Origin of the sequence: Agromyces subbeticus DSM 16689, from assembly GCF_000421565.1 — a bacterium.
In the GTDB taxonomy this organism is placed as follows: Bacteria; Actinomycetota; Actinomycetes; order Actinomycetales; family Microbacteriaceae; genus Agromyces; species Agromyces subbeticus.
On the sequence record NZ_ATXG01000001.1, the window covers coordinates 729,444 to 751,376 of the forward strand.

Sequence of the window (21,933 nt, forward strand, 5' to 3'; positions counted from 1 at the left end):
GTGGCGGAGTTCGTTCGCTCCGATCCCAGCATGTGGGAGGCGATCTACGCCGACCCCTCGGTGCCGCTCGACCGCGCTCTGGTGCGACTGATCATCGACGATCAGCGCCGTCTCTCGCGGCGCTGGGTCTACCCGATCGCCCGCGTGCTCTCGCGGGTGCTCGTGGCGCTCATCTCGATCGTCAAGCGAGTGCTGCCTTTCCGGTGGATGCCGCTGCGCGTGATGGACGCATTGTGCGTCTGGTTCCTGCGGCGGTTCGTGTCGCCCGACGCCGTCGAGCTGCTCATTCGGCATTTCGTCGTCGAGACCAACCTCGTCAACTTCATCATCCGCAACACGCCCGTTGCGATCGCGCCCGTCACGCTCCGACCCGAGAAGCTCGCCGGGCTCGGCGACCATGCCGTCGTCGAGCACGACGTCAACGTCTACGACCTGCTCATCGCCCTCGACGAGGTGCAGCTGACGCGACCCGAGACGCTCGACTTCACGCAACTCGACATCCCGCCGCTCGACGCCGAACGGGGGCGCCGCCGGTTGCTGCGCCTCGACATCCAGACGGCCCTCTGCTTCATGAACATCCCGTTCTCGATGGCGCTCACGGTCGAGGAGTACCGCCGTGCGGTGCACTCCATCCGGTTCGATGACTCGTTCCTCGAGATCCTCGCCCTCGTCACCGATGACGACACGTTCCGCCACTGGAAGCTCGCGGGCATGAGCCTCTGGATGGACTCGAACGTCGACGTGCCCCGCATGGTCTACCGACACGCGCTCGTGTGCGAGTACGCCCACGCCCGCCTGGTGAAGCTCGCCGGCGGAGCCTATCCGCGCCAGACGAGCGTCGAGTTCGACTGACCGCTACTCGACGAGCTTGCCCGCGGTCGACACCTCGCGCATGAGGGTCGCGATCTCGGCCGGGATGGGCGGGATCTGTTCGCGGGTCACGCCCGCCGACGGCGACCAGACGAGGTTCACCTGCAGCGCGGCATCCGTCTCGGGGTAGTCGCTGCGGTTGTGGCAGCCGCGGGTCTCGCGTCGCTCGAGCGCCGCCTCGAGCGTGGCGCGCGCGGCGAGCGATGCCGACTTGAGGTCGAAGGCGTGCGCGAGATCCTGGTAGCCGGCGATGTCGGGATGCACGCCGACATCCGTCATGCGCGCCTCGATGGCGTCGAGTTCCGCGAGCCCGGCGGTGAGACCGGCCTCGTCGCGCACGACGCCGGCGTGCTCGGTCATGGTGTCGCGGATGGCACGCTGCAGGGCGCGCACGTTTTCAGTGCCATCGGATGCCAGCAGTGTCGCGATCTCGTCGCGCGCGGTCTGCACGGCAGACGCCGAGCGCTGCTGCGCGGTGAGCGAGCGTGAGTACGACGCCGCGGCCTGACCCACGATGCGCCCGAAGACGAGCAGTTCGATGAGCGAGTTGCCGCCCAGCCGGTTGGCGCCATGCAGACCACTGGATGCCTCGCCGATGGCGTAGAGCCCCGGGACATCGGTGCCGTGGTCGTCGGGCCGAACCCACACGCCGCCCATCGAGTAGTGCGCGGTGGGCGCGATCTCTATCGGCTGCTTCGTGATGTCGAGCATCTGCAGCTCGAGCATGGTCTGGTAGACGCGGGGCAGGCGCTGCATGATCGTCTCGCGGGGCAGGTGCGAGACATCCAGCCAGACGCCGCCGTTGGGGGTGCCGCGCCCTTCTTTGATCTCGGTGTAGCAGGCGAGGGCCACCCGGTCGCGGGTCGAGAGCTCGAGCCGCTCGGGATCGTACTTGTGCATGAAGCGCTCGCCGAGGCCGTTGGTGAGGATGCCGCCTTCGCCGCGGGCCGCCTCGCTGATGAGGGTGCCGGCCGCGTTCTCGGGCTCGATGATGCCCGACGGGTGGAACTGCACGAGCTCGGGGTCGCGCACCCGGCCGCCCGCCTCGACGGCGAGGCGCCACGAGTCGCCCGTGTTTTCGTCGCGACGCGATGACGTGCGCCGCCAGATGCGGTTGTGGCCGCCGGCTGCCAGAATCACGGCATCGGCGTGGATGAGGTAGCGCGTGCCGTCGTCGACGTCGAAGCCGTACGCGCCGAAGACCGCGCCGTCGTCGTTCACGAGGATCCGCGTGATGTAGACCGTGTCGAGAATGGGCACGTTCAGCTGTGCTGCGCGGTTGATGAGCGTGCGCTGGATCTCGAGCCCCGTGTAGTCGCCGGCGAACGCCGTGCGGCGGTAGGTGTGGGCGCCGAAGAAGCGCTGCGAGATCCGGCCGTCGTCTTCGCGGGCGAACGGCATGCCGTAGCGCTCGAGGTCGTCGATGCCGCGGGCAGCGCCCTTCGTCACGATCTCGACCGTGTGCGGGTTCGCGAGCAGGTAGCTCTCTTTGAGCGTGTCGGCGGCGTGCTGCTGCCAGCTGTCGTCGGCGTCCATCGTGGCGAGGGCGGCGTTGATGCCGCCGGCGGCGAGGGAGGTGTGGGCGTCGGACTTCGGGCGCTTGCCCAGGGCGAGCACGTCGACGCCCGCCTCGGCGAGCTCGATGGCGGCGCGCAGGCCCGAGCCGCCGGTGCCGATGACGAGCACGGTGGTAGAGATCTGGCGCTCGGGGGTGGTGCCGGGGGTGCTTGGCGCGGTGCTTCTGCTGCTCATGCTTCAACGGTAGGTTCGAGCGTTCGATTACTCCAATGCATATGCGTGGTCGTGACGATGCAAGTACGCTATCGATGTGAACCTCGAACAACTGCGCAGCTTCGTCGAGGTGGCCCGGTTCGGCAACTTCACCCGGGCGGCCGAAGAGCTCTACCTCGCCCAGCCCTCGCTGAGCCGCCAGATCGCCGCGCTCGAGCACGATCTCGGTGCCGAGCTGTTCCACCGCGCGCGCGGCGGCAGCACCCTGACCGTCGCGGGGGAGTCGCTGCTGCCGCTCGCCCGGCGCATGCTCGCCGACGCCGAATCGGTACGCCGCGAGCTCGCCGAGCTCGCAGGCCTGCAGCGCGGCCGGGTGCGCCTCGGCGCGACGCCGACGCTCTGCATCAGCCTCGTCGCCGAGGTGCTCAGCGCCTTCCACGCCGCGTATCCCGCGATCGAACTGCACCTGTCTGAACAGGGTTCGCGCCGATTGCTCGACGAACTCGCCGGTGGCGAGCTCGATCTCGCCCTGATCACCACGTCGGATGCGACATCCGCTGACCGCTTCACCGTGACGCCGCTGCTCGTCGAAGAGCTCGTGGTCGTGTCGTCGGCCGGGGCGCCGCCCCTCACCACTCGCGCCACCATCGAACTCGCGGATGTCGCGGCGTTGCCGCAGATCGTCTTGAGTCCGAGTTACGACCTGCGGGCCACGACGGATGCCGCCTTCCGAGCCGCCGATCTCACGCCCGAGGTGCTGCTCGAGGGAGTGGAGATGGATGCCGCGCTGCGGTTCGTGGAACGCGGGCTCGGCGTCGCGATCGTGCCGGCGATGGTGCTCATCGATCGGCCGGGGTTGCGGTCGGTGCGGCTCGGCGCGCCCACACTCGACCGTACGATCAGCGTCGCCCGCCCTGCCGATGTCGCGCCGACTGCGGCCGTCGAGGTCATGGGGCAGACGATCACGGCGAGTGCGACGGCGTTCGCGGCACGCGCCGGGAAGACGATGCGCGTGGCCGGTGGGGGCGGGCGCTGATGCCCGCGTGACACGACGACCAGTTCGTCGGCAGCCCGTTCGCGGTCTTCCCTCGTGCCGAGTGTGCACTCCCAGCCCAGAGTGGGGCGACGAGTGCACTCTCGCTCTCGCGGAGCGTTTCGACGGCCTCCCGAGGCCGCGCACGGCCGGCGCTGGGCGCGCGTTGAGCGGACCCGAGTGGGGGCGGGCCGATACAGAGGGAGGGCGAGGGCGCTGTTGCCGTCAACCCGTTTCGCCCGAACCTCGCCCTCGCTACGCTGAGCGGGCAGGCAAGGGAGAGGAACGCGCATGACGATCAACGATGACGACATCACCCTCGAGCCGGGTGCCGAGGGCGAAGGCATCGCCGACGGCGGCGCCAACCCGCAGGGACACGATGGCGGAGCCGACGGGTCCGCGTCCGAGGGTGGCGAGGGCACTGCCGACGGGGGAGCGAACCCCGGGGGCCACGACGGTGGAGCCGATGGTTCGGCGGCTGCGGGGGAGGGCACTGCCGATGGCGGCGCGAATCCCGGTGGCCACGACGGCGGCGCCGACGGTTCGGCGTAGTGACGGGCTCGGAGCGCGGGTCGACCAATCGGCCCGCGCTTTCGCGCTGCATCCGCGTCTCGGCTGACGAGTTCGCCGAGCGGCACTGGGGCCGAGAGCCATTGCTCTCGCCGGCGAGCGAGCTCGACGGCGAGCACGGCTTCGACGACCTGTTCTCGGCGGGTGCCGTCGATGAGCTCGTGACCCGCCGCGGCGTGCGCACCCCGTTCATCCGCATGGCGCACGAGGGCTCGGTGCTCGCGGCATCCGCCTACACCGGCTCGGGTGGTTTCGGCGCCGAGGTCGTCGACCAGGTCTCGAGCGACAAGGTGCTCGCCGAGTTCGCGGGCGGCGCGACCATCGTGCTGCAGGGGCCGCACCGGCTGTGGCCGCCGATCATCGATTTCACGCGCGAGCTCGTCGACGACCTCGGCCACCCCGCGCAGGTCAACGCCTACGTCACCCCGCCCTCGTCGCAGGGCTTCGACCCGCACTACGACACCCACGACGTCTTCGTGCTGCAGATCTCGGGCGAGAAGTACTGGCGCATCCACGCGCCCGTGCACGTCGACCCGCTGCGCACGCAGCCGTGGGAGCAGCACCGGGCCGCCGTCGCCCGGGCGGCCACGCACGAACCCGTGATCGACGCGGTGCTGCGACCCGGGGAGGCGCTCTACCTGCCGCGCGGCTGGATCCATTCGGCCACCGCGCTCGGCGCGACATCCGTGCACCTGACCGTCGGCCTGGCCGCCTTCACGCGCGCCGACCTCGTCGACGCGCTCCTCCGCCGGGTCGGCGAGAACCCCGCGCTGCGCACGTCGCTGCCGCTCGGTGTCGACCTGCGCGACCCCGCGGCGCTCGCGCCGATCGTCGAGCAGACGGTGCAGGCGCTCATCGAGACACTGCAGCAGACGGATGCCTCGCGGCCGGCCGCCGTGCTCAGTGCGCGCTTCGATGCTGACACCCGCGCCGAGCCCGTCGCCCCGCTCGCGACGCTCGACGCGCTCGCGACGCTCGACGCATCGACGCGGGTGCGGTGGCGCGGCTCGCTGCCGGTGCGCATGACGACCGCCGACGACCGGGTGCGCATCGTCGGGCGCATGAAGACGCTGTCGCTGCCCGCCGAGGCCGAGCCGGCCGTGCGCCGGTTGGCGACGGGCGACCCCGTCACGGCCGGCGAGTTGCCCGGCCTCGACGCCGAGAGCGCGGTCGTCGTCGTGCGTCGGCTCGTGCGCGAGGGCTTCGTGGTGGCGCCCGCGTGACCCTCGCCGTCGAGCACTGGGCGCCGTGCAGCGATCGCGCCCGGGAGCGCAACGATCCGCTGGCCGGCACCGGCCCGCGGGGCCTGCGCTGGTTCCTCATCGAGGTGCCGGGCAGCTGGGGGCAGAACGCGCTGCTCGACGCGCCGTTCGACCGCGAGCTCGGTCGCGCCCTCGTGCGGCGCATCGAGGGCGCGGGCATGCGGCCGCTCGCGATCCGGCGCACCGGCCGCAGGGTCGCTTCGGCCACGCAGCGGTGGGCGATCGTCGACTCGAGGCCAGGTTACGAGGGCGTGGTGTGGGGCGAGGCAGCGGATGCCGCGGGGCTGCTCACCGTGCCGCTCGACGGGTCCACCGGCATCCCCTCGTCTCGGCCGGTCTATTGCATCTGCACGCACGCCCGGCACGACCAGTGCTGCGCCGTGCGCGGGCGTCGGGTGGTGACCGCGCTCGCCGGGGCGCGCCCCGACGAGACATGGGAGTGCTCGCACCTCGGCGGCGACCGGTTCGCCGGCACGATGGTGGTCTTCCCGCACGGGCTCTACTACGGGTACGCCGACGACGGTGACCCCGTGCGCATCGCCGACGCCTTCGACGCCGGGCGACTCGTGCCCGAGCGCTATCGGGGGCGCAGTTCGCTGACGCATCCGGTGCAGGCGGCCCAGCACTTCGCTCGCGAGGCGTTCGGCGATGACGGCATCGATGCCTTCGCCCCGATCGCCGAGGAGTCGACCGAGACGGGGTGGCGGGTGCGCCTCGCCGGCGATGGCGACCGGGCCGGAGGCGGCGGCCGAGATGGCGGCGGCAGCATCGTCATCGAGGTCGACGAGACGCAGTCGGAGCCACTGCTGTCGACGTGCGCGGCCACTCGCTTCGTTCGCGTGCGGCAGTATGCGCTCCGTTCGATCGGCGCCGAGGGCTGAGTTCGCACGAGGGCTCGCGGGCTTCGAGTGTTCGGTCGGCGAAATGCTGGTGCGGAGTCGCCGGAGCGCGGGTACTGTGAAGGGGCGGGCACCTGAACCAACGCCCGAACGGAGCGAGCACCGATGTCGTGGCATGACGATTCTGACGCCGATGAGTACGGCGAGCAGCGTCCAGCCCGCGAGCGCAAGACTCCTGCGCAGCTCGCTCGGCGCGCGGCGGGCGCGGCCGGTCTCGTCGCCGGAATCGTGGTGCTCGTGGTCGGCGCGATCTTCGCGGTGAACGTCATCGGCATGGCCGCCAACCCCGGTGGATTCGCGGCGCCGCCCGCCTACGGGTCGAACATGGCGCTGCCGCCGATGGCCGGGCAGTCTGAGCAACAGGATCTGAACGCGCCCGCCGACGGCGACACCACGACGTTGGACGACTCGTCGGGCCTCTCCGGTTCGGAGTTGGCGCCGGCGCCGATGGCGTCGATCGATCCCGAGTGGATCGCGAGCATCGCCTCGGCCACCGACATCCCGGGCCGCGCGTTGTCGGCGTACGCGCTCGCCCACGTCATGATCACCGAGTCCGACGCCGAGTGCGGCCTCGACTGGGCGACGATCGCCGCCATCGGCGCGATCGAGTCGGATCACGGCAGTCACGGCGACACCGTGCTCGACGAGCAGGGCAACACCCGGCCGGCGATCATCGGCCCGGCGCTCGACGGCAACGGGGTCGCCAGCATCGAAGACACCGACGGCGGCCTGCTCGACGCAGACACCAACTGGGATCGCGCGGTCGGGCCGATGCAGTTCATCCCCTCGACCTGGGCCGAGTGGGCGAGTGACGCGAACGGCGACGACGTCTCCGATCCGCACCAGATCGACGACGCCGCGCTCGCGACAGCCCGGTACCTCTGCGCTTCGGGGCCGATGATCAGCGCAGAGACCTGGCGTGCTGCCGTGTTCTCGTACAACCACGACAACGACTACGTCGATCACGTGGCCCGGGTCGCGAACGAGTTCGCTCAGGCGGCCGCGGGCTAGCCTCGGCCGGTCATCATCAACTCCACCACGCTGGAGAAACTCTCACCGGAGTAACCGGCATCCATGCCGCGCCGGAAGAACTCGAGCACCGTGCCCGGAAGCGTGCCATCGACTCCCGCGTCGGTGTTCGTGTGCAGCACATGCTCGGCACTCGCCATTCCCATGGCGATGCGGTCGACGTCGCCCGTGTGCTGGCCGTCATCGATGCGCTCGGCGTAGAAGGTGAAGAACCCGGGCAGCGAGTTCGCCGTGTCGACGGCATGCGGCAGGATGTCGGCTGCCGACAGGCCGTTGGCCTGCGCGAGGGCGATGGCCTGCCAGTAGCTCAGCATCGACGTCCAGAACATGACCATGCCGATCTGGTACATGAGCGCCGCCTGCCCGGGGTCTTCTCCGCGATAGTCGGTGCGCCCCGTGATCACTTCGAGCGCGGAACGGTGGCGGTCGAACGCGTGCTGCGGCCCGCTGTAGAAGGTCGACGATTCCGCCCGGCCGATGCCTGACGGCGGTACCGTGACGCCGCCGGTGAGCTGCACGGCGCCTCGCTCGGCCGCCCAGAGGGCCGCGGCGCGTGCCTTCTCGGGCGTGTCGGAACTGAGGTTCACAATGGTGCGGCCGGCAAGAGCGTCGATTGCCGTCTCGAGCGTCGCGTACATGGCCGCGTAGTCGGTGAGGCTGAGGATCACCAGTTCGTTGGCGGCGAGAGCCTCCTCGACGTTCGACGCGAGCACGGCGCCGCGCTCGACCAGGGCATCTGCGCGGGACGCGGTGCGGTTCCAGACGGTGACCTCGTAGCCGCGGTCGAGGAAGGCACCGGCCATGGCTCGCCCCATGGGGCCGAGTCCGATGACGGTGACGGAATGGCGGGTGTTCATGCGTGCTCCTCGTCTAGAACGAACGCTCTATTCAGTGCGTGATGCGAATGTAGCACAGTCCTAAAACGAACGCTCTATATATTTGCGATAGGGTGGCTGCATGCAGACCAACACGCGCGATCGGGTCGTCGTCGCCGCGTCGCGCCTGCTGCAGCGGCAGGGCTACGTCGGCACGGGAATCAAGCAGATCGCCCAAGACGCGCAAGCGACCCTGGGCTCGGTCTATCACTTCTTCCCCGGTGGCAAGGCGGCGGTCGCCGTCGCAGCGATCGAGCACAGCACCGAGGAATTCGCGACGATCCTGCGAACGGCTCTGAACAGCGAGGAGGCTGCGGTGTCGGCGGTGATGGCCTGCGCCACGCAACTCGCCCATGAACTCGCCGAGTCCGGCTGGATCGACGGCTGCCCGGTCACGGCGACCGCCCTCGAGACGCTCGGCACCGACCCCGAGATCCAGCAGGCGTGCGCCGACGCGATACGCAGCTGGGAGCAGCTCGTCAACGACAAGCTGCTGAGGTGCGGCTTTCCCTCGGACACCGCTGCAGAATTGGCGACGACCGTGATCTCGGCGCTGGAAGGCGCCGAAGTCACCGCACAGGTGAACCGCACCGCGGAACCGCTCCTGGTGACGGGTCGGCAGCTCGCCCGACTCGTCGGGTCGTACGACGCCGGCAGGGCTTAGCCGAGGCTGCCTCCGGATGCGGCGCCGCGAGCCTCGGCCGCCGCGGCCGCGGCCCGTTCGGCCCACTTCGGCGTCTCGCCGTAACGCTGGAACGCCACGAGCCGCCCCGCAGCGCTGTCGTCGATGAGCTGCCCGAGTCGCCGTTCGCGTGTGGCCTCCTGCTTCGCGGAGAGCACCCAATGGGTGACCTGGCGACGATAGGTCGGTGTCGCGGCCTGCCAGAAGGCGGAGGCCGCGGCATCCGCTTCGAGTCGTGCCGCCGCCTCTGGAGGCAGCTCGCTGTTCGGGTTCTCGTGCGAGTAGACACCCGACCGGTCGTCGCGTCGCCGCTCGAACGCGGCGATGCCCGCCGGGCGCATGCGGCCCTCGGTGGTGAGCTTCTCGACGAGGGCGATGTTGACGCTCGACCAGATGCTGGCGGTCTTGCGCGGGGTCCACCGTTGACGACGGGCGTCATCGTCGATGCGCTGGGAGACCGAGTCGATCCATCCGAAGCACAGCGCCTCGGGCACCGCCTGCTCCCAGGTGAGGCCGCGATCGGGTACGTGCTTCTTGTAGAGCCCCATCCAGAGCTCGGTCGCCGTCTCGTGATTGGCCTCGAGCCAGGCACGGAACTCGTCGGGGCCCGAGAAGAAGACGGCGGGCCGCTCTGCGCTGCCGCCTGGAGTGCCGATGCTCGTGGTCATGGCACGAGTCTGCCAGTCGGCGCCGTCACCGCGCCGGTGTGATGTCATTCAGGGGCACTGGGTACCAGCACTCTCGAACGCAAGCGCCGAGTGCCTTGTTTCCGGAGCCCCTCGGTGTAGTAGTATTATCCTACTAATTGATTCCTGCTCGTTCTGCTTGGATATCGATCACCGACGAGCAACGTAGCTGAGAACGGCCAGGCCACCAACGGAGGTGCCTGTGCGGAGAGAGGACTGACCCATGTACTCATTCAAGGCCAGCACCGGGCGACGACGCGCGTCCATCGCGGGAGTCGCGCTTGCCACGGCGGCACTGCTCTCTGGATGCGCCGTCTTCCAGGGTGATTCCGGAGCGTCGACGGACGGCGACGGCCTCGTCTTCTGGTCGATGTGGGAGCGGGGCGAACCGCAGAGCGAGGTGCTCCAGGGTGCCATCGACGAATTCGAGGAAGAAGAAGGAATCACCGTCAAGGTGCAGTGGGCCGGTCGGGACGTCGGCACTCGCGTGCAGACGGCCACGAACACCGGTGACGTTCCCGACTTGGTCGACGACGCCGTCGAGGTGCTGCTCGCCGGCGCCGAGGCGGGCGTGTACCAGGGCCTTGCGTCGGTCTACGAGCGCGAGATTCCGGGGGAGGACCAGACGGTTGCCGACGTGATTCCCGCGGAATACGTCGAGCCGTACATCAACGATGACGGCGAACCGATCGTCGTTCCGCACAGCGTCACCACCACGTCGATCTGGTACGACGGCAACAAGCTGCCGGGGGTGGCGGAGGCCCCACCCGCGACGTGGGACGAGTTCCTCGCACTCGTCGCCGAGGCGAAGGCGGCCGGGCAGACGCCGTTCGCGGCGGACGGCACCATTCCCGACTACAACGCCTACTGGCTCGGGCAGATGGTGCTGCGCCAGATGGGTCCGGGCTGGCTCAACGACGCCGCGCACGACGAGACCGGAGAGGCGTTCAAGGATCCCGAGTTCCTCGCCGCCGCGGAACGACTGCAGCAGCTGGTCGATGCCGGCTACTTCATGGAGGGCTATCAGGGAAGCAAACTGCCTGCGCAGGAGCAGGCCTGGGCAGCGGGCGATGCCGACTACCTGATGATGGGGTCGTGGGCGCCGCTCGGCAAGGAAGAGGTGGCACGAGAAGGCGCGAGCTGGCGAACGTTCCCGCTTCCGCTGGCCGACGGCGGAGTGAACTCGGTCGAGGCGAACCTGCTCGGGTTCGGAATTCCCACCGACGCGAAGAACAGCGAGAACGCCGAGAAGTTCATCGCCTTCTTCATGGAGAAAGACCGCATCGGCGGGATTTCGTCGGAAGCCAACCAGCTCACGCCCCGGGCGGACGTCGAGCCGCCGGCCGACCTCGTCGACGTGGCAGCGATGCTCGAGAGCGCGGAGTCGGCCCACCGATACCTCGATGGTCTCCCGTCGGAGCTGCCTGACTGGTGGACCGGCGTGTTCCTCCCCGCCGACGACAAGCTGTTCTTCGGTGAGATCACGGCCGAGCAGTTCGTGGATCAACTGTCCCAGGAGTCCGCCGAGTTCTGGAAGAACAACGGATGACGGATCTCAAGCACAGCTCCGCCTCGTCGGCGACATCCGGCGCTGGCGGCGCCACGAGTCCGCTCGATGCGCAGCGTCGTCGACTGCGACTGCCGTTCATCCTGCCGGCCGTCATCTTCTATACCGTGTTCTTCGTCGCCCCGTCGCTCGCCTCATTCGTCATCAGCCTCTACCGGTGGCGAGGGGCGGGGGACGAGCCCGAGTGGCTGGGCCTCGGCAACTTCCTCCGGCTGTTCAACGACGACATCTTCCGTGGTGCTTTCGTCAACACGCTGATCGTGCTGCTGGTCGTGGGCGCGATCATCTTCGCGCTCGGGTTCTTCTTCACGGCGTTCGTCGCGGAGATGCGAGGAAAGCACCTGCTGAGGGCGCTGATCTTCTTCCCCTCGCTGGTCAACCCGGTGGTGTTGGCGATCGCCTGGGGGTTCATCCTCGACCCCACCAGAGGCGCGCTCAACACCACGTTGGAGGCGATCGGTCTCGGTAACCTGAAGCAGGTCTGGCTCGGTCCCCAGCTCATCTTCCCCATGATCCTGCTGACCATGGCTTGGATGACGGTCGGTCTCTTCACCGTGATCCTCATGGCCGGCGCCGACCGGATCCCGGTCTCGTTGTACGAGGACTGCGACCTCGCAGGAGCGTCGATCGGGCAGCGATTCCGGATGGTGACGTTGCCGCTGCTGTGGGAAGTCGCTGCGGTCGCTGCGGTCCTCTGGGTGATCACGGCAGTGAAGGCGTTCGAGTTCATCTACGCCTTCGCCGGGGTCGGGACAGCGCCACCGCGATCGACCTGGACCGCCTCGGTCTACGTCTACATGCAAGGATTCGGCAGCCAGGGGCTTCCTGAGCTCGGACGCGCGAGCGCGATGTCGGTCGTGATGCTCATCGTCGTCGGCGTTCTCGTGGTCGTGCTGCGAAGGCTGATGAGCCGACAGAAAGTGGAGTTCTGATGGCCGTGCAGTTCGCTGACCAACGCACGTCGGAGCCGAGGCCGCGCCCGCGAGGCGGCACCGGACGTCTGCGGCGCGGTACCCCCGCCCCACTCGCTCGCCGTCGCACGCCACTGCGCATGCTGGGGATGGCCGCGGTGTGGCTGTGGGTGCTGTTCAACCTCGCGATCTTCGTCTGGATGCTGTTGTCGTCGCTGAAGAGCGACGGAGAGGTCTTCGCCGATCCCTGGGGTCTGCCCAACGTCTGGCGCTTCGACAACTACGTGCGCGCCTGGGAGGGGTCGGATCTCGGGACGGCGACGCTCAACTCGGTATTCCTGGTTGCTGCGGCATCCGTCTTCACGGTCGCGATCGGCGCGCTCGCCGCCTATCCGCTGTCGCGGCTGCAGTCGCGCAGCAGCAATGTGACGCTGATGTACTTCGTGTTGGGCATGGGAGTGCCGCTGCAGAGCATCGTGGTTCCCGCCTACATCGCGATGGCGGGGCTCAACATGACGAACACCCTCGGCGGACTGTTCCTGCTCTACGTCGGGTTCTCCCTGCCGTTCACGGTCTTCCTGCTCACGGGGTTCTTCCGTACCCTTCCCACGAGACTCGAGGAAGCGGCCGCGCTCGACGGGTGCTCCGCGTTCCGAACGTTCCGAAGTGTGATGCTTCCGCTCGCGAGACCGGGAATCGTGACGGCGCTTCTGCTCAATGTCGTCAGTCTGTGGAACGAGACGCTGCTCGCGCTCATCTTCATCATCGACGACGGCAGACAGACTCTGGCACTGGCGATCCTCGGTTTCTACGGGACCATGCTCTACAACAGCGCGTGGGGAGCGCTCTTCGCGGGAGTCTGCATCGTGGTGCTGCCGATGCTGCTCCTGTACCTCTGGCTGGGCAAGAACATCATGGACGGCATGACACTGGGAGCGACGAAATGAGCATTGACAACATGACGGATGAAGTTGCGGCTCTGATCGAGCCCACCGGCGTCGACGCCGTGTCCTTCAGGGGCGCCACGCGCTACTACCCGAAGTCGGATGTCGCCGCGCTCGACGGGTTCGACCTCGAGGTAAGCGCCGGCGAGTTCATGGTGCTCGTCGGGCCCTCGGGCTCGGGAAAGTCGACGGCGCTGCGCATGCTCGCGGGCCTCGAGGGCGTCGACGCCGGCAGCATCCACATCGGTGACGTCGATGTCACTCATCTGCCGCCGATCCAGCGGGACATCGCGATGGTGTTCCAGGACTACGCGCTCTACCCGCACATGACGGTCGCCGAGAACATCGGCTTCCATCTCAAGGTCGCGAAGGTCTCGCGCGCGGAGATCACGGCGAGGGTGAACGTCACCGCCGAGATGCTCGGACTCACGCCGTACCTCGGCCGACGCCCGGCAGCCCTGTCGGGCGGGCAGCGTCAGCGCGTCGCGATGGGCCGCGCGATCATCCGCCGTCCGAAGGTGTTCCTCATGGATGAGCCGCTCTCGAACCTCGATGCGAAGCTGCGCACGCAGACGCGCAACGAGATCGCCCGGTTGCAGCGCGACCTCGGCATCACGACGATCTACGTCACCCACGATCAGGTCGAGGCGATGACGATGGGCGATCGTGTCGCGGTGCTCCGAGACGGAGCCCTGCAGCAGTGCGACCGACCGAAGCGGCTGTACCAGCGCCCCGCCAATACCTTCGTCGCGACCTTCATGGGGACGCCGTCGATGGCGCTCCTCGATGCGCACCTCGATGGGGAGGCGGCTGCGCTGCCGGGGCACGCGCCGATCGCGCTCACTCGCGAGCAGCGGGCAGCGCTGACAGGTGGGCATGTGATCGTCGGCGTGCGGCCCGACGCCGTCTCGGTCGTGCCGGCCGGTCAGGGCATTCCGGGCACCGTCGAGGTGATCGAGGAGCTCGGAAACGAATCCTTCCTCTACGTGAGAGCCGAGTTGGCAGGACAATCGGCCACCATCGCGGTGCAGGACCGTGACGGCGTCATGGAGATCGCACCCGGAGCGATGGTGGGTCTTCGGGTGTCGCCCGACATGGTCCATCTCTTCGACGGTGGAACCGGCCTGCGCCTGCCCGACTGACCAGCTCTCTTCCCCGTCGACGAATGGACGACCTCCGATGACCACGCTTCACCTCGATTCACTGCGCCTGCCCTCCGCCGACCTGGGCCCTCTCAATCCGCTGGCGCCGCTCGTTCGCTCCGGCGACCCGCACGAGGGCCTTCCACCAGAGATCGACGATCCGGCGATGCTCGAGAGGGTCGGGTACGGGCGGCTGCGCTCGCTGATGCCCTACCTCACCCAAGACGGGTACCACCGTGTGCGCACCGACCGCGAGCAGCCGACCGCGGTGCTCGAGAACGAGCTGCTGCGAGCGACCTTCCTGCTCGGGCTCGGAGGGCGACTGTGGTCGCTGATCCACAAGCCGACCGGCAGGGAACTGCTCTATCGGAACTCGGTCTTCCAGCCCGGCAACCTGGGGCTGCGCAATGCCTGGTTCGCTGGCGGCGCCGAATGGAACCTCGGCACCACCGGGCACACGGCGCTCACCTGCGAACCCCTGCACGCCGTTCGGGTCGATGACGCCGACGGCACGCCGGTGCTGCGCCTCTACGAGTACGAGCGGTCGCGGGAGCTGCTGTTCAGCATCGATTTCTCGCTCCCCGAGGGCTCGGCGGTGCTGCTCGCCGCCGTGAGGATCACGAACCCGAACGCCGATCCTGTTCCGCTGTACTGGTGGTCGAACATCGCGGTCCCCGAGCACGATGACGTTCGTGTGATCGCCCCGGCGAACCAGGCGTTCCACTACGCATACGATCGGGGATTGCACGTCATCCCCGTTCCGGAGCACGGTGGGCGAGACGTCAGCTACCCCGCCACGGCTCCCGGCGCAGCCGACTGGTTCTTCGACTGCCGTGCGGCGGGGCGGCCGTGGATCGCGGCGCTCGATGGCGAGGGCCATGGTCTCGTGCACGTCTCGACGGAGCGGCTCGTCGGCCGCAAGCTCTTCGCCTGGGGGAACGGCGTCGGCGGTCGCAACTGGCAGGAGTTCCTCTGCGGCCCCGGTGAGCGCTACCTGGAGATCCAGGGGGGAGCCGCCGCGACACAGTTCGAGCACGAGCGTTTGGCTGCAGGGGAGACGTGCTCGTGGGTGGAGGCATTCGGCTTCGCGGAGGCGGATCCGCAGGCGGTGCATGGCGCGTGGGGCGATGCGCAGCGTGCCGTCGAGCGCGTCGCCAAGGAGCTCGCACCGCGCGCGCTCCTCGAGAACGAGCTGGCGGCAGCTGCTCGGCGCAGAGACCTCCCGCCCACGGACGTGCTGCATCGGGGCTCCGGATGGGGCGCACTCGAGGAGCGGCGCCGGGAGCTGGCCGGAGAGCCGGCACTGGCGTCGCCGGGAACGCCGTTCATCGCCGAAACGCTCGGGCCCGAGCAGGCGGTCTGGATGGAACTGCTCGCGACCGGAGAGCTCCCGGTCGCCGACCCCGATGAGGCCCCCCGCTCGTACGTCGTGGGCGAGGGGTGGCGGCGGCCTCTCGAATCGGCCGGCGACGATTGGAACTCGTGGATGCACCGTGGCCTCGCCCGCTGGCACGCGGGGGATCGGGATGGCGCCTACGCCGCGACCGCACGCTCGGTTGAACTCCAGCCGACGGCCTGGTCGCTGCGCAACCTGGCGGCAATGGAACGCGCGGCCGGACGAGCAGATCGCGCGGCCGAGCACTTCCTCGCTGCTAGGAAGCACGCCCCCGAGCTGCGACCGCTGCTCATCGAGACGCTCGTCGCCCTCATCGAGGCCGGATCGGCCGGGGAAGCGCTCGAGATCATCGATGCGCTGGACGCTCGTGAGCGAGTTGTTCGTCGGGTCCGCATGATCGAGCTCCGGGCCGCCCTGGCATCCGGCGAACTGGAACGGGCCGCCGCGCTGCTCGAGGGCCATCTCGTGGCCGAGCTCGTGCCCGACGACCTGCAGGAGGGAGAGGACTCCCTCTTCGCTCTGTGGACCGAGTTCCATGCGCTTCGCGGAACCGATCCTGTACCGGCGCTTCCCGCCGAACTCGACTTCCGGATGGGCTGAACGTGGACATCGTCGCAGTGCACAACACCCTGAAGGTCCGACCCCGCGATGCGTGGCCACTCGGTGCGTCACATGTCGATCTGGCCGCGGCGGGCAACCAGGCGGAGATCGGCCAGCTGGTGCTCCGCGCGGCTGCGCCGACCCGCGGGGTCCCCATCTCGTCGACCCCGCTGACCGGCCCCGATGGGGCGACACTGCCGGTGGAGCTGTTCCGCCAGCACTACATCCGCGTCGAGCGGGTGACGACGCCGGCATTCGAGCCCGGCTGGTACCCCGACGCGCTCGAGCCGCTGACGGGCACGATCGATCTCGAGGCGGACACCAACCTGTCGGTGTGGCTGAAGGTCCACGTGCCCGAAGGACAACGGCCGGGGAACTACGCGGGGGCGATCCGCGTCGGTGATCGTGAGGTGCCCGTGCGCCTGCGCGTCTGGGATTTCGCGCTGCCGAGCGCCGGGCACTGCCGCACGGCGTTCGCGATCTGGTACGACCAGGTGGCCGACTATTACGGCCTCACTCGTGGCTCAGCAAAGCACTGGGAGCTGGCCGAGCGGTTCTACTGGTTCCAACTGGAGCAACGGCTGCCGGCCGACGACCTTCCGATCCCTGCGTCGCTCTCGGCGCGGGACTGGCTGGCCGCCGCTGCCCGGTTCCTTGAAGATCCGCGGGTCATCGCGTATCGGATCCCCGCTCGCGCAGCGGATCCGACGTGGACGAGGGACATCGTCGAGGGACTCCGCGCTGCCGGATGGCTCGAGCGCGGCTACTTCTACCTCGATGAGATCGACGAGCCGACGGCCGGCGGCATCGAGGAGCCCGCCGGCGGAGCGGCGAGGGTTCATGAGCTCTGCGCATGGCTCGACGAGATCGCGCCCGAGGTCGAACATCTGGTGACCGCCGAACCGGTGCCCGAGCTCGAGGGAGCCGTCACGACGTGGGTGCCGCTCTTCGATCGCTACGAAGCGGCGGACGCTCGCGCCCGCCAGGCGAAGGGGGAGACCTCGTGGTGGTACGGGTGCGTGTATCCGACGCATCCGTACCCGAGCTATCACATCGATGACGACCTCATGGCCGCACGGGTGGTGCCGTGGCTGATGCATCGCGATCGGATTGACGGGAATCTCTACTGGGCCACGACGATCTTCAGCTGCTGGGACGGCGCGGAGTTCGTGCCGCGCGACGTGTGGACCGATCCCATGGCCTGGCCGGGCGCGAACGGCGACGGCCAGCTGATCTACCCGGGCCCCGATGGTCCGCTTCCCTCCATTCGCCTCGAGGCGATTCGTGCGGGGCAAGACGATTACGAATACCTGTGGCTGCTGGAGCAGGAGCTCTCGGCGGCGGCTCGCGCGGATCCAGACGGCGCGAGTGACCCCGAGCTCGTGCTCGCGGCATATCGCGACCGCATCGTGCAGTCGGCCTTCGACTTCGCGCGCGGCGCGGAGGTCGAGCCGGTTCGACGTGCGATCGCCGAGCACATACTTCGTCTGCGCGGTGGGTCGTCGCCGCAACGCGTCCTCGAGCTCGGTGACGTCGAGATCGACGGGTGGGTTGCTGAGCTCGGCGGCGACACGCTCACGCTGCGAACGGGGCCGAATGGCGAGCATCGCCCGTCGGCGCGCTGGCTCGTGAAGGATTTCTCAGAGGGCGATGTCGTCGAGATCGAGCTCTCCAATCGCCGGCCGGTCTCCACAGCGCTCTTCGTCACGTTCCTCCGAGACGACGGCGTGCGCCACGAGGCCGCGCGCGCGATGGTCGATGCGCAGAGTGGCACCCGGATCCGCGTGCCCATCGACTTCTCGTTGATGGCGCCGACGCGCATCACCGGCTTCCAGATCGAGATGATGCCGCACCAGCCCGGCGCGGACCTCGAGGTTGCGGCCGTGGCGATCTCTTCGGCTTCAGCGACCAGGCGGTTCCGCCGGGCCGTACCCGAAGGGTGATGCCGGCGACGTGGACGAGATCTCGACCCACCAGCGCAGGGGCCGCCCCGGCGAGACGACCGGCGCCAGACCGAGCCGAACGGCGGTGTCGAGCGCGTCGAAGTACGCCGTCGAGGGTTCGATCGCGATGACCGGCTCGCGGCTGAACGCGGCGTGGTCGAACCAGACGCCGATGTAGGGGCACTCGACCGACCAGCGCAGCGTCAGTGAAGCGCCGTCGGCTCGCACCAGCCGAGCGGCGTGCACCGGCTGGTCGGGGTGGGCGTAGAGCTTGCGATATCCACCCGGCGGCACCGTGTCGATGGTCGCGAGGTCGCCGCTCCAGGTGAGTTCCGGCAGCGCGGGGTCCATCACGTCGACGACGCGCGACACGTCGACCACGCCTGCGTCGAACTCCACCCTGGTGCCGGGCGGGGCCGCGAACTGGGGGTGCGCGGCCCAGAGGAAGGGCATCGGCTCGTGAAGCGCGCTGGCCTCGTAGTCGAGCCGGAGCCCGGTGCCGGTCGAGCGGATGCCCCGGCGGAACCGGTATCCGAGTGAGGCGCCGATCGCGGTGACGGTGGTGCCGTCGGACTCGACGTCGAACGCGGTGTCCCAGAGATCGCCGTGGTCGGGGAGATCGTGACCGTTCGCGCGGCAAGCCACGATCGTCGGAGCGCACTCGTCCCATCCGGCCATTTCGGCGTCGACGAATCCCTTGCCTCGCGGGTCGACGGTCGCGGGATCGGCCTGGGCGAGCCACTCGAGCCCTGTGTCATCGCGAAGGGAGACGATCTTCGCCCCGCGACCGGCGTCAACGACGGCGGTGAGCGCTGGGTCGCCGACGACGATCATGGTTGAACCCATGCTCACGTGGCCACCGTCGTGCTCTGCCCGCCGTCGACCGGCAGAGCGACGCCGGTCACGTACGACGCACCGGCCCCCGCGAGGAACACCACGACGGAGGCGATCTCCTCTGGCAGGCCGAAGCGGCCGAGCGTCGCCTGTCGAAGCGCGGCGGCGCGAGCGGTTTCGTCGACCGACTCCCAGACCCGCGTCGCAATCGACCCCGGCAGCACGGCATTCACTCGAACGTGCGGCGCGTACTCGACAGAGAGCTGACGGGTGAGGGCGACGATTCCGCCCTTCGCAGCGGCATAGGCGGGATGCCCCGGCCATGCGAGCAGGGCATGCACGCTCGCAACGTTGACCACGGCGCCACGCGCTGCGGTCAATGCGTCGTGGAAGGTGCGCACCGATCGGTACACCCCGCCGAGTGTCACGTCGACGGTGGCCTGCCAGTCGGCCGGCGCGAGCTCGTGGGCCGGCGCGACGGTGTTGCGAAAGGCGTTGTTCACCAGGACCGCAGGGGCTCGCCCGGCAGCCCGAAGCTCATCGGAGAGGGCCTGCCACGCGGCATCCGATGCCACGTCGAGGGAGTGCGCGGTCGCCGAGCCACCCCTCTCGCGAATATCGCGTGCGACGTCGGCCGCTGTCGTCGCGTCGACGTCGGTGACCACGACGTCGTCGCCCTGCTCGGCGAATGCGCGCGCGACCGCCGCCCCGATGCCGTTCGCGGCACCGGTGATGAGCACGACGCGGTTCATGTGTCCACCCCATCAGTTCGAGAGACGAGCGCGAGGAGCGCAGGTCCTTGGCCCCACGGTACGACGTATCCGCGAGGCACCGCCGCATAGTGCCCGGGAACCGTGCTGGCATAGACGGCCGCCGACACCTCGCGCAGCCGCCCATCGGCATCGAGCGACCGCAGCACCGCGTCGCGCGCATCGCGCGCCGATCGATCGAGCACCGAGCGGTCGCCGATTTCCAGGCTCATCGCCGTTCGCATCGCGTGGGCCATGAACGCGGCGGTCGAGTATTCATCGCCGGATGCAGGCCGGTCGACCACGACCTCCCAGTGCCCGTCAGGTCGCTGCAGGCCCGCCATGCGCTCGAGCAGCAGTCGGGCGGATGCCGCGAGCTTGTCTTCATCCGCGGCGAATCGGTCGGCGCCCGGCGCTCCAGCGGCGTCGAGCGCACGGCGCCGGGCGCGCAGTTCGGCCACCACCTCGAGCAGGCCGAGCGCCGCCCATCCCTGGCCCCGGCCCCAGCCCGGGCCGAACGAGGCCTGCTCGCCGCGGAGGACGAAGTGGTCGAAGAGTCCGTCGGCGCGTTGGAGCAGCCGAACGGAGCCGAGGGCCTGCGCAACCCCGTCGGCGACGAGCGCGTCGTCGCCGACGACGCGCCCGAGGGCGGTGAAGAACGGGGGATCGAAGTGCAGGCAGTCGACGAAGACGCCCGCGGGAGGTGCGGCAAGCAATGCCCGGTCGTGTTCGGCCATGGGCGGATCCCCGTACGGGGCGAGGAGCGGTGAGGCGTCCCACGTCTCGTACACGCCGTCGAGCGTCGGCCGTGCACGCAGGAAGGAGCTGAGCGCGAGGAGTGCATCGAGCAGCTGCCCGTCTCGGTGACGCTCGGCGACGAGGGTGAGCGCACGACCGGGCACGGTGCAGTCGAGTCGGGCGAACGGTCGCGACCTCGTCGCCCAGGCACGGCCCCACCCATGCGCGAAGCGCTCCCAGCGATCGTCGCCGAGCCGGGCCGATGCCTCGACGAGCGCCTCGAACGCTACGGAGTCGCCGAACCCCCACGTCGTGAACTGCAGCCCGAACAGGGTGTCGGCGACCCGCCGAGCGAGAACGGTCGTGTCATCGTGGTGCGACGCCGGTCCCGACCGTCGGGTGCCGCGCAGGGCGGCCTCTGCATCCGCTGCAGCAGCGTAGTCGTCGACGCCCCACGCGACGCCGCTCATGCCGTCGCCCACACGGCCACGCCGTCGCGTTCGCCGACGCGAAGGGCGCGGCCTTCGGCGATGAGCCGTTCGAGATGGCCGGCGACCGGAAAGGCCAGTGCGCCCTCGGTGCCGTCGGCCGGCCACCCGCCGGCAATCGGGTTCACGGCGGCGAGGAGGTCGGCGAACGTGAGCCCGTCGGGCATGGTCGCGAGGGCGTCGGCGACGAGGCGATCGAGCCGCTCGGCGAACTCACGGCTGCGAGCGAGGAAGGCCCCGGCTGCCTCCCCGCGCATCACCGGGTAGTGCGCGGTGAGCAGGAGCCCACGGTCGAGCCGCTCGAGCCGGGCGACCGTCTCGAGGTAGTCGTCGACATGGCGGTAGGTCGGAGGGAACGCCGGAGTGCCGTCGGCGAGGTCGACGGATGCCGCGAGCACGGCATCGCCGACGATCACCGCGTTCGCCCATGGCACGTCGACGGCGACATGACCGCGCGAGTGACCCGGCACAGCGAGGACCTCGACGACGCGGTCGCCGCCGAGGTCGATCCGCTCACCGTCCGCGGCGGCTCCGTCGAGGCGGCCTTCGCGCGTGACCGATCGGCACCATGCGAGCACGGCCGGGTCTTCGTCCCACCCGTAGTCGGCGACGAATCCGCGGGCGCGCTCGGTGACGTACCGCTCGTAGTCCTCGATCACCGGCACGTCGAGGGCTCCGGCGACGATCCGCGCGTTCGCGAACGCCTCCCGCGCGTCGGCGACCCCGCCGAAGTGGTCGACGTCGCAGTGCGACACGATGACCGCGACGACCTCGTCGCTCCTGCGGCCGAGCAGCTCGAGGGCCGGCAGCACATGAGCCGGGATCGTGCCATCGATGCCCGTGTCGTACAGCAGCACGCCGGCCGGCCCGGTCACGACGTAGAGACTCGTGAACCGTGCTCCGAGAGGTGTGTCGATGCGGTGCACGCCGGGTGCGACCTCGACCGGGGCGACGTCGTCGGTTCGCGGCATCCGATCGGCCATG

20 protein-coding genes are annotated in these 21,933 nt (G+C 69.4%); 13 read left to right on the top strand and 7 right to left on the bottom strand.

The window, feature by feature from the left end; all coding sequences use genetic code 11:
• Positions 1-852 carry a DUF6999 family protein gene (locus H521_RS0103330; protein ID WP_022891615.1) on the top strand — a complete coding sequence of 284 codons (852 nt, stop codon included), beginning with the start codon at positions 1-3 and terminating at the stop codon, positions 850-852.
• 3 nt (positions 853-855) lie between these two features.
• Here the strand turns inward: H521_RS0103330 and H521_RS0103335 are convergent, their stop codons facing one another.
• On the bottom strand, positions 856-2,622 hold the full coding sequence (locus H521_RS0103335; protein ID WP_156891260.1) for an L-aspartate oxidase: 1,767 nt from the start codon (positions 2,620-2,622) through the stop codon (positions 856-858).
• Between the two features lie 76 nt (positions 2,623-2,698).
• Here H521_RS0103335 and H521_RS0103345 point away from each other — a divergent pair, with 76 nt between their 5' ends.
• From H521_RS0103345 to H521_RS21290, 5 genes are all read left to right on the top strand, one after another.
• Positions 2,699-3,637, top strand: coding sequence for a LysR family transcriptional regulator (locus tag H521_RS0103345; protein ID WP_022891618.1), 939 nt, complete (start codon positions 2,699-2,701; stop codon positions 3,635-3,637).
• A gap of 288 nt (positions 3,638-3,925) precedes the next feature.
• Positions 3,926-4,186 carry a hypothetical protein gene (locus tag H521_RS0103350; RefSeq protein ID WP_022891619.1) on the top strand — a complete coding sequence of 87 codons (261 nt, stop codon included), beginning with the start codon at positions 3,926-3,928 and terminating at the stop codon, positions 4,184-4,186.
• Positions 4,186-5,427, top strand: coding sequence for a cupin domain-containing protein (locus H521_RS0103355; RefSeq protein ID WP_022891620.1), 1,242 nt, complete (start codon positions 4,186-4,188; stop codon positions 5,425-5,427). Before H521_RS0103350 ends, H521_RS0103355 begins: the two co-directional genes overlap by 1 nt.
• Complete coding sequence (locus H521_RS0103360) at positions 5,424-6,347, top strand: ferredoxin family protein (RefSeq protein WP_022891621.1); 924 nt, start codon at positions 5,424-5,426, stop codon at positions 6,345-6,347. Before H521_RS0103355 ends, H521_RS0103360 begins: the two co-directional genes overlap by 4 nt.
• Before the next feature lie 123 nt (positions 6,348-6,470).
• Positions 6,471-7,376 carry a lytic transglycosylase domain-containing protein gene (locus tag H521_RS21290; protein WP_022891622.1) on the top strand — a complete coding sequence of 302 codons (906 nt, stop codon included), beginning with the start codon at positions 6,471-6,473 and terminating at the stop codon, positions 7,374-7,376.
• Here H521_RS21290 and H521_RS0103370 read toward each other — a convergent pair.
• Positions 7,373-8,251, bottom strand: a complete 879-nt coding sequence (locus H521_RS0103370; protein WP_022891623.1) for an NAD(P)-dependent oxidoreductase — start codon at positions 8,249-8,251, stop codon at positions 7,373-7,375. The two genes, H521_RS21290 and H521_RS0103370, sit on opposite strands and share 4 nt — an antisense overlap.
• 100 nt (positions 8,252-8,351) lie before the next feature.
• Here H521_RS0103370 and H521_RS0103375 point away from each other — a divergent pair, with 100 nt between their 5' ends.
• A complete protein-coding gene (locus tag H521_RS0103375) occupies positions 8,352-8,933 on the top strand; it encodes a TetR/AcrR family transcriptional regulator (protein WP_022891624.1) in 582 nt (193 codons plus the stop codon).
• Here H521_RS0103375 and H521_RS0103380 read toward each other — a convergent pair.
• Positions 8,930-9,619, bottom strand: coding sequence for a YdeI/OmpD-associated family protein (locus tag H521_RS0103380; RefSeq protein WP_051159171.1), 690 nt, complete (start codon positions 9,617-9,619; stop codon positions 8,930-8,932). The two genes, H521_RS0103375 and H521_RS0103380, sit on opposite strands and share 4 nt — an antisense overlap.
• A 241-nt stretch (positions 9,620-9,860) precedes the next feature.
• Between H521_RS0103380 and H521_RS0103385 the strand changes: the two genes are divergently transcribed.
• The 6 genes from H521_RS0103385 to H521_RS21295 all read left to right on the top strand — a co-directional run bounded on the left by H521_RS0103385 (position 9,861) and on the right by H521_RS21295 (position 18,140).
• Positions 9,861-11,186, top strand: a complete 1,326-nt coding sequence (locus H521_RS0103385; protein WP_022891626.1) for an ABC transporter substrate-binding protein — start codon at positions 9,861-9,863, stop codon at positions 11,184-11,186.
• Complete coding sequence (locus H521_RS0103390) at positions 11,183-12,136, top strand: carbohydrate ABC transporter permease (protein ID WP_022891627.1); 954 nt, start codon at positions 11,183-11,185, stop codon at positions 12,134-12,136. Before H521_RS0103385 ends, H521_RS0103390 begins: the two co-directional genes overlap by 4 nt.
• A gap of 128 nt (positions 12,137-12,264) precedes the next feature.
• Positions 12,265-13,062, top strand: a complete 798-nt coding sequence (locus H521_RS0103395; protein WP_211215460.1) for a carbohydrate ABC transporter permease — start codon at positions 12,265-12,267, stop codon at positions 13,060-13,062.
• 11 nt (positions 13,063-13,073) lie between these two features.
• Entirely contained in the window at positions 13,074-14,201 is a 1,128-nt protein-coding gene (locus H521_RS0103400; RefSeq protein WP_051159173.1) for an ABC transporter ATP-binding protein, read from the top strand.
• Between the two features lie 37 nt (positions 14,202-14,238).
• Positions 14,239-16,197, top strand: a complete 1,959-nt coding sequence (locus H521_RS0103405; protein WP_022891630.1) for a DUF5107 domain-containing protein — start codon at positions 14,239-14,241, stop codon at positions 16,195-16,197.
• Between the two features lie 2 nt (positions 16,198-16,199).
• On the top strand, positions 16,200-18,140 hold the full coding sequence (locus tag H521_RS21295) for a DUF4091 domain-containing protein (RefSeq protein WP_022891631.1): 1,941 nt from the start codon (positions 16,200-16,202) through the stop codon (positions 18,138-18,140).
• Here the strand turns inward: H521_RS21295 and H521_RS0103415 are convergent.
• The 4 genes from H521_RS0103415 to H521_RS0103430 are packed head-to-tail and all read right to left on the bottom strand — an operon-like array spanning position 18,099 to position 21,920.
• A complete protein-coding gene (locus tag H521_RS0103415) occupies positions 18,099-18,992 on the bottom strand; it encodes an aldose epimerase family protein (protein ID WP_156891261.1) in 894 nt (297 codons plus the stop codon). The two genes, H521_RS21295 and H521_RS0103415, sit on opposite strands and share 42 nt — an antisense overlap.
• Positions 18,989-19,726, bottom strand: a complete 738-nt coding sequence (locus H521_RS0103420) for an SDR family NAD(P)-dependent oxidoreductase (protein ID WP_022891633.1) — start codon at positions 19,724-19,726, stop codon at positions 18,989-18,991. Before H521_RS0103420 ends, H521_RS0103415 begins: the two co-directional genes overlap by 4 nt.
• On the bottom strand, positions 19,723-20,931 hold the full coding sequence (locus H521_RS0103425) for a glycoside hydrolase family 88 protein (protein WP_156891262.1): 1,209 nt from the start codon (positions 20,929-20,931) through the stop codon (positions 19,723-19,725). The genes H521_RS0103420 and H521_RS0103425 overlap by 4 nt, the downstream gene beginning before the upstream one ends.
• On the bottom strand, positions 20,928-21,920 hold the full coding sequence (locus H521_RS0103430; RefSeq protein ID WP_169513962.1) for an MBL fold metallo-hydrolase: 993 nt from the start codon (positions 21,918-21,920) through the stop codon (positions 20,928-20,930). Before H521_RS0103430 ends, H521_RS0103425 begins: the two co-directional genes overlap by 4 nt.
• Positions 21,921-21,933 lie beyond the last annotated feature (13 nt).

What these genes read in the sequence shown, in the direction of transcription:
- H521_RS0103375 (WP_022891624.1), top strand. Translation starts at nt 8,352, where the DNA reads ATGCAGACCAACACGCGCGATCGGGTCGTCGTCGCCGCGTCGCGCCTG.
- H521_RS0103385 (WP_022891626.1), top strand. Translation starts at nt 9,861, where the DNA reads ATGTACTCATTCAAGGCCAGCACCGGGCGACGACGCGCGTCCATCGCG.
- H521_RS0103420 (WP_022891633.1), bottom strand. Translation starts at nt 19,726, where the DNA reads ATGAACCGCGTCGTGCTCATCACCGGTGCCGCGAACGGCATCGGGGCG.
- H521_RS21290 (WP_022891622.1), top strand. Translation starts at nt 6,471, where the DNA reads ATGTCGTGGCATGACGATTCTGACGCCGATGAGTACGGCGAGCAGCGT.
- H521_RS0103350 (WP_022891619.1), top strand. Translation starts at nt 3,926, where the DNA reads ATGACGATCAACGATGACGACATCACCCTCGAGCCGGGTGCCGAGGGC.
- H521_RS0103335 (WP_156891260.1), bottom strand. Translation starts at nt 2,622, where the DNA reads ATGAGCAGCAGAAGCACCGCGCCAAGCACCCCCGGCACCACCCCCGAG.
- H521_RS0103405 (WP_022891630.1), top strand. Translation starts at nt 14,239, where the DNA reads ATGACCACGCTTCACCTCGATTCACTGCGCCTGCCCTCCGCCGACCTG.
- H521_RS0103395 (WP_211215460.1), top strand. Translation starts at nt 12,265, where the DNA reads ATGGCCGCGGTGTGGCTGTGGGTGCTGTTCAACCTCGCGATCTTCGTC.
- H521_RS0103400 (WP_051159173.1), top strand. Translation starts at nt 13,074, where the DNA reads ATGACGGATGAAGTTGCGGCTCTGATCGAGCCCACCGGCGTCGACGCC.
- H521_RS0103370 (WP_022891623.1), bottom strand. Translation starts at nt 8,251, where the DNA reads ATGAACACCCGCCATTCCGTCACCGTCATCGGACTCGGCCCCATGGGG.
- H521_RS0103390 (WP_022891627.1), top strand. Translation starts at nt 11,183, where the DNA reads ATGACGGATCTCAAGCACAGCTCCGCCTCGTCGGCGACATCCGGCGCT.
- H521_RS0103430 (WP_169513962.1), bottom strand. Translation starts at nt 21,920, where the DNA reads ATGCCGCGAACCGACGACGTCGCCCCGGTCGAGGTCGCACCCGGCGTG.
- H521_RS0103425 (WP_156891262.1), bottom strand. Translation starts at nt 20,931, where the DNA reads ATGAGCGGCGTCGCGTGGGGCGTCGACGACTACGCTGCTGCAGCGGAT.
- H521_RS0103380 (WP_051159171.1), bottom strand. Translation starts at nt 9,619, where the DNA reads ATGACCACGAGCATCGGCACTCCAGGCGGCAGCGCAGAGCGGCCCGCC.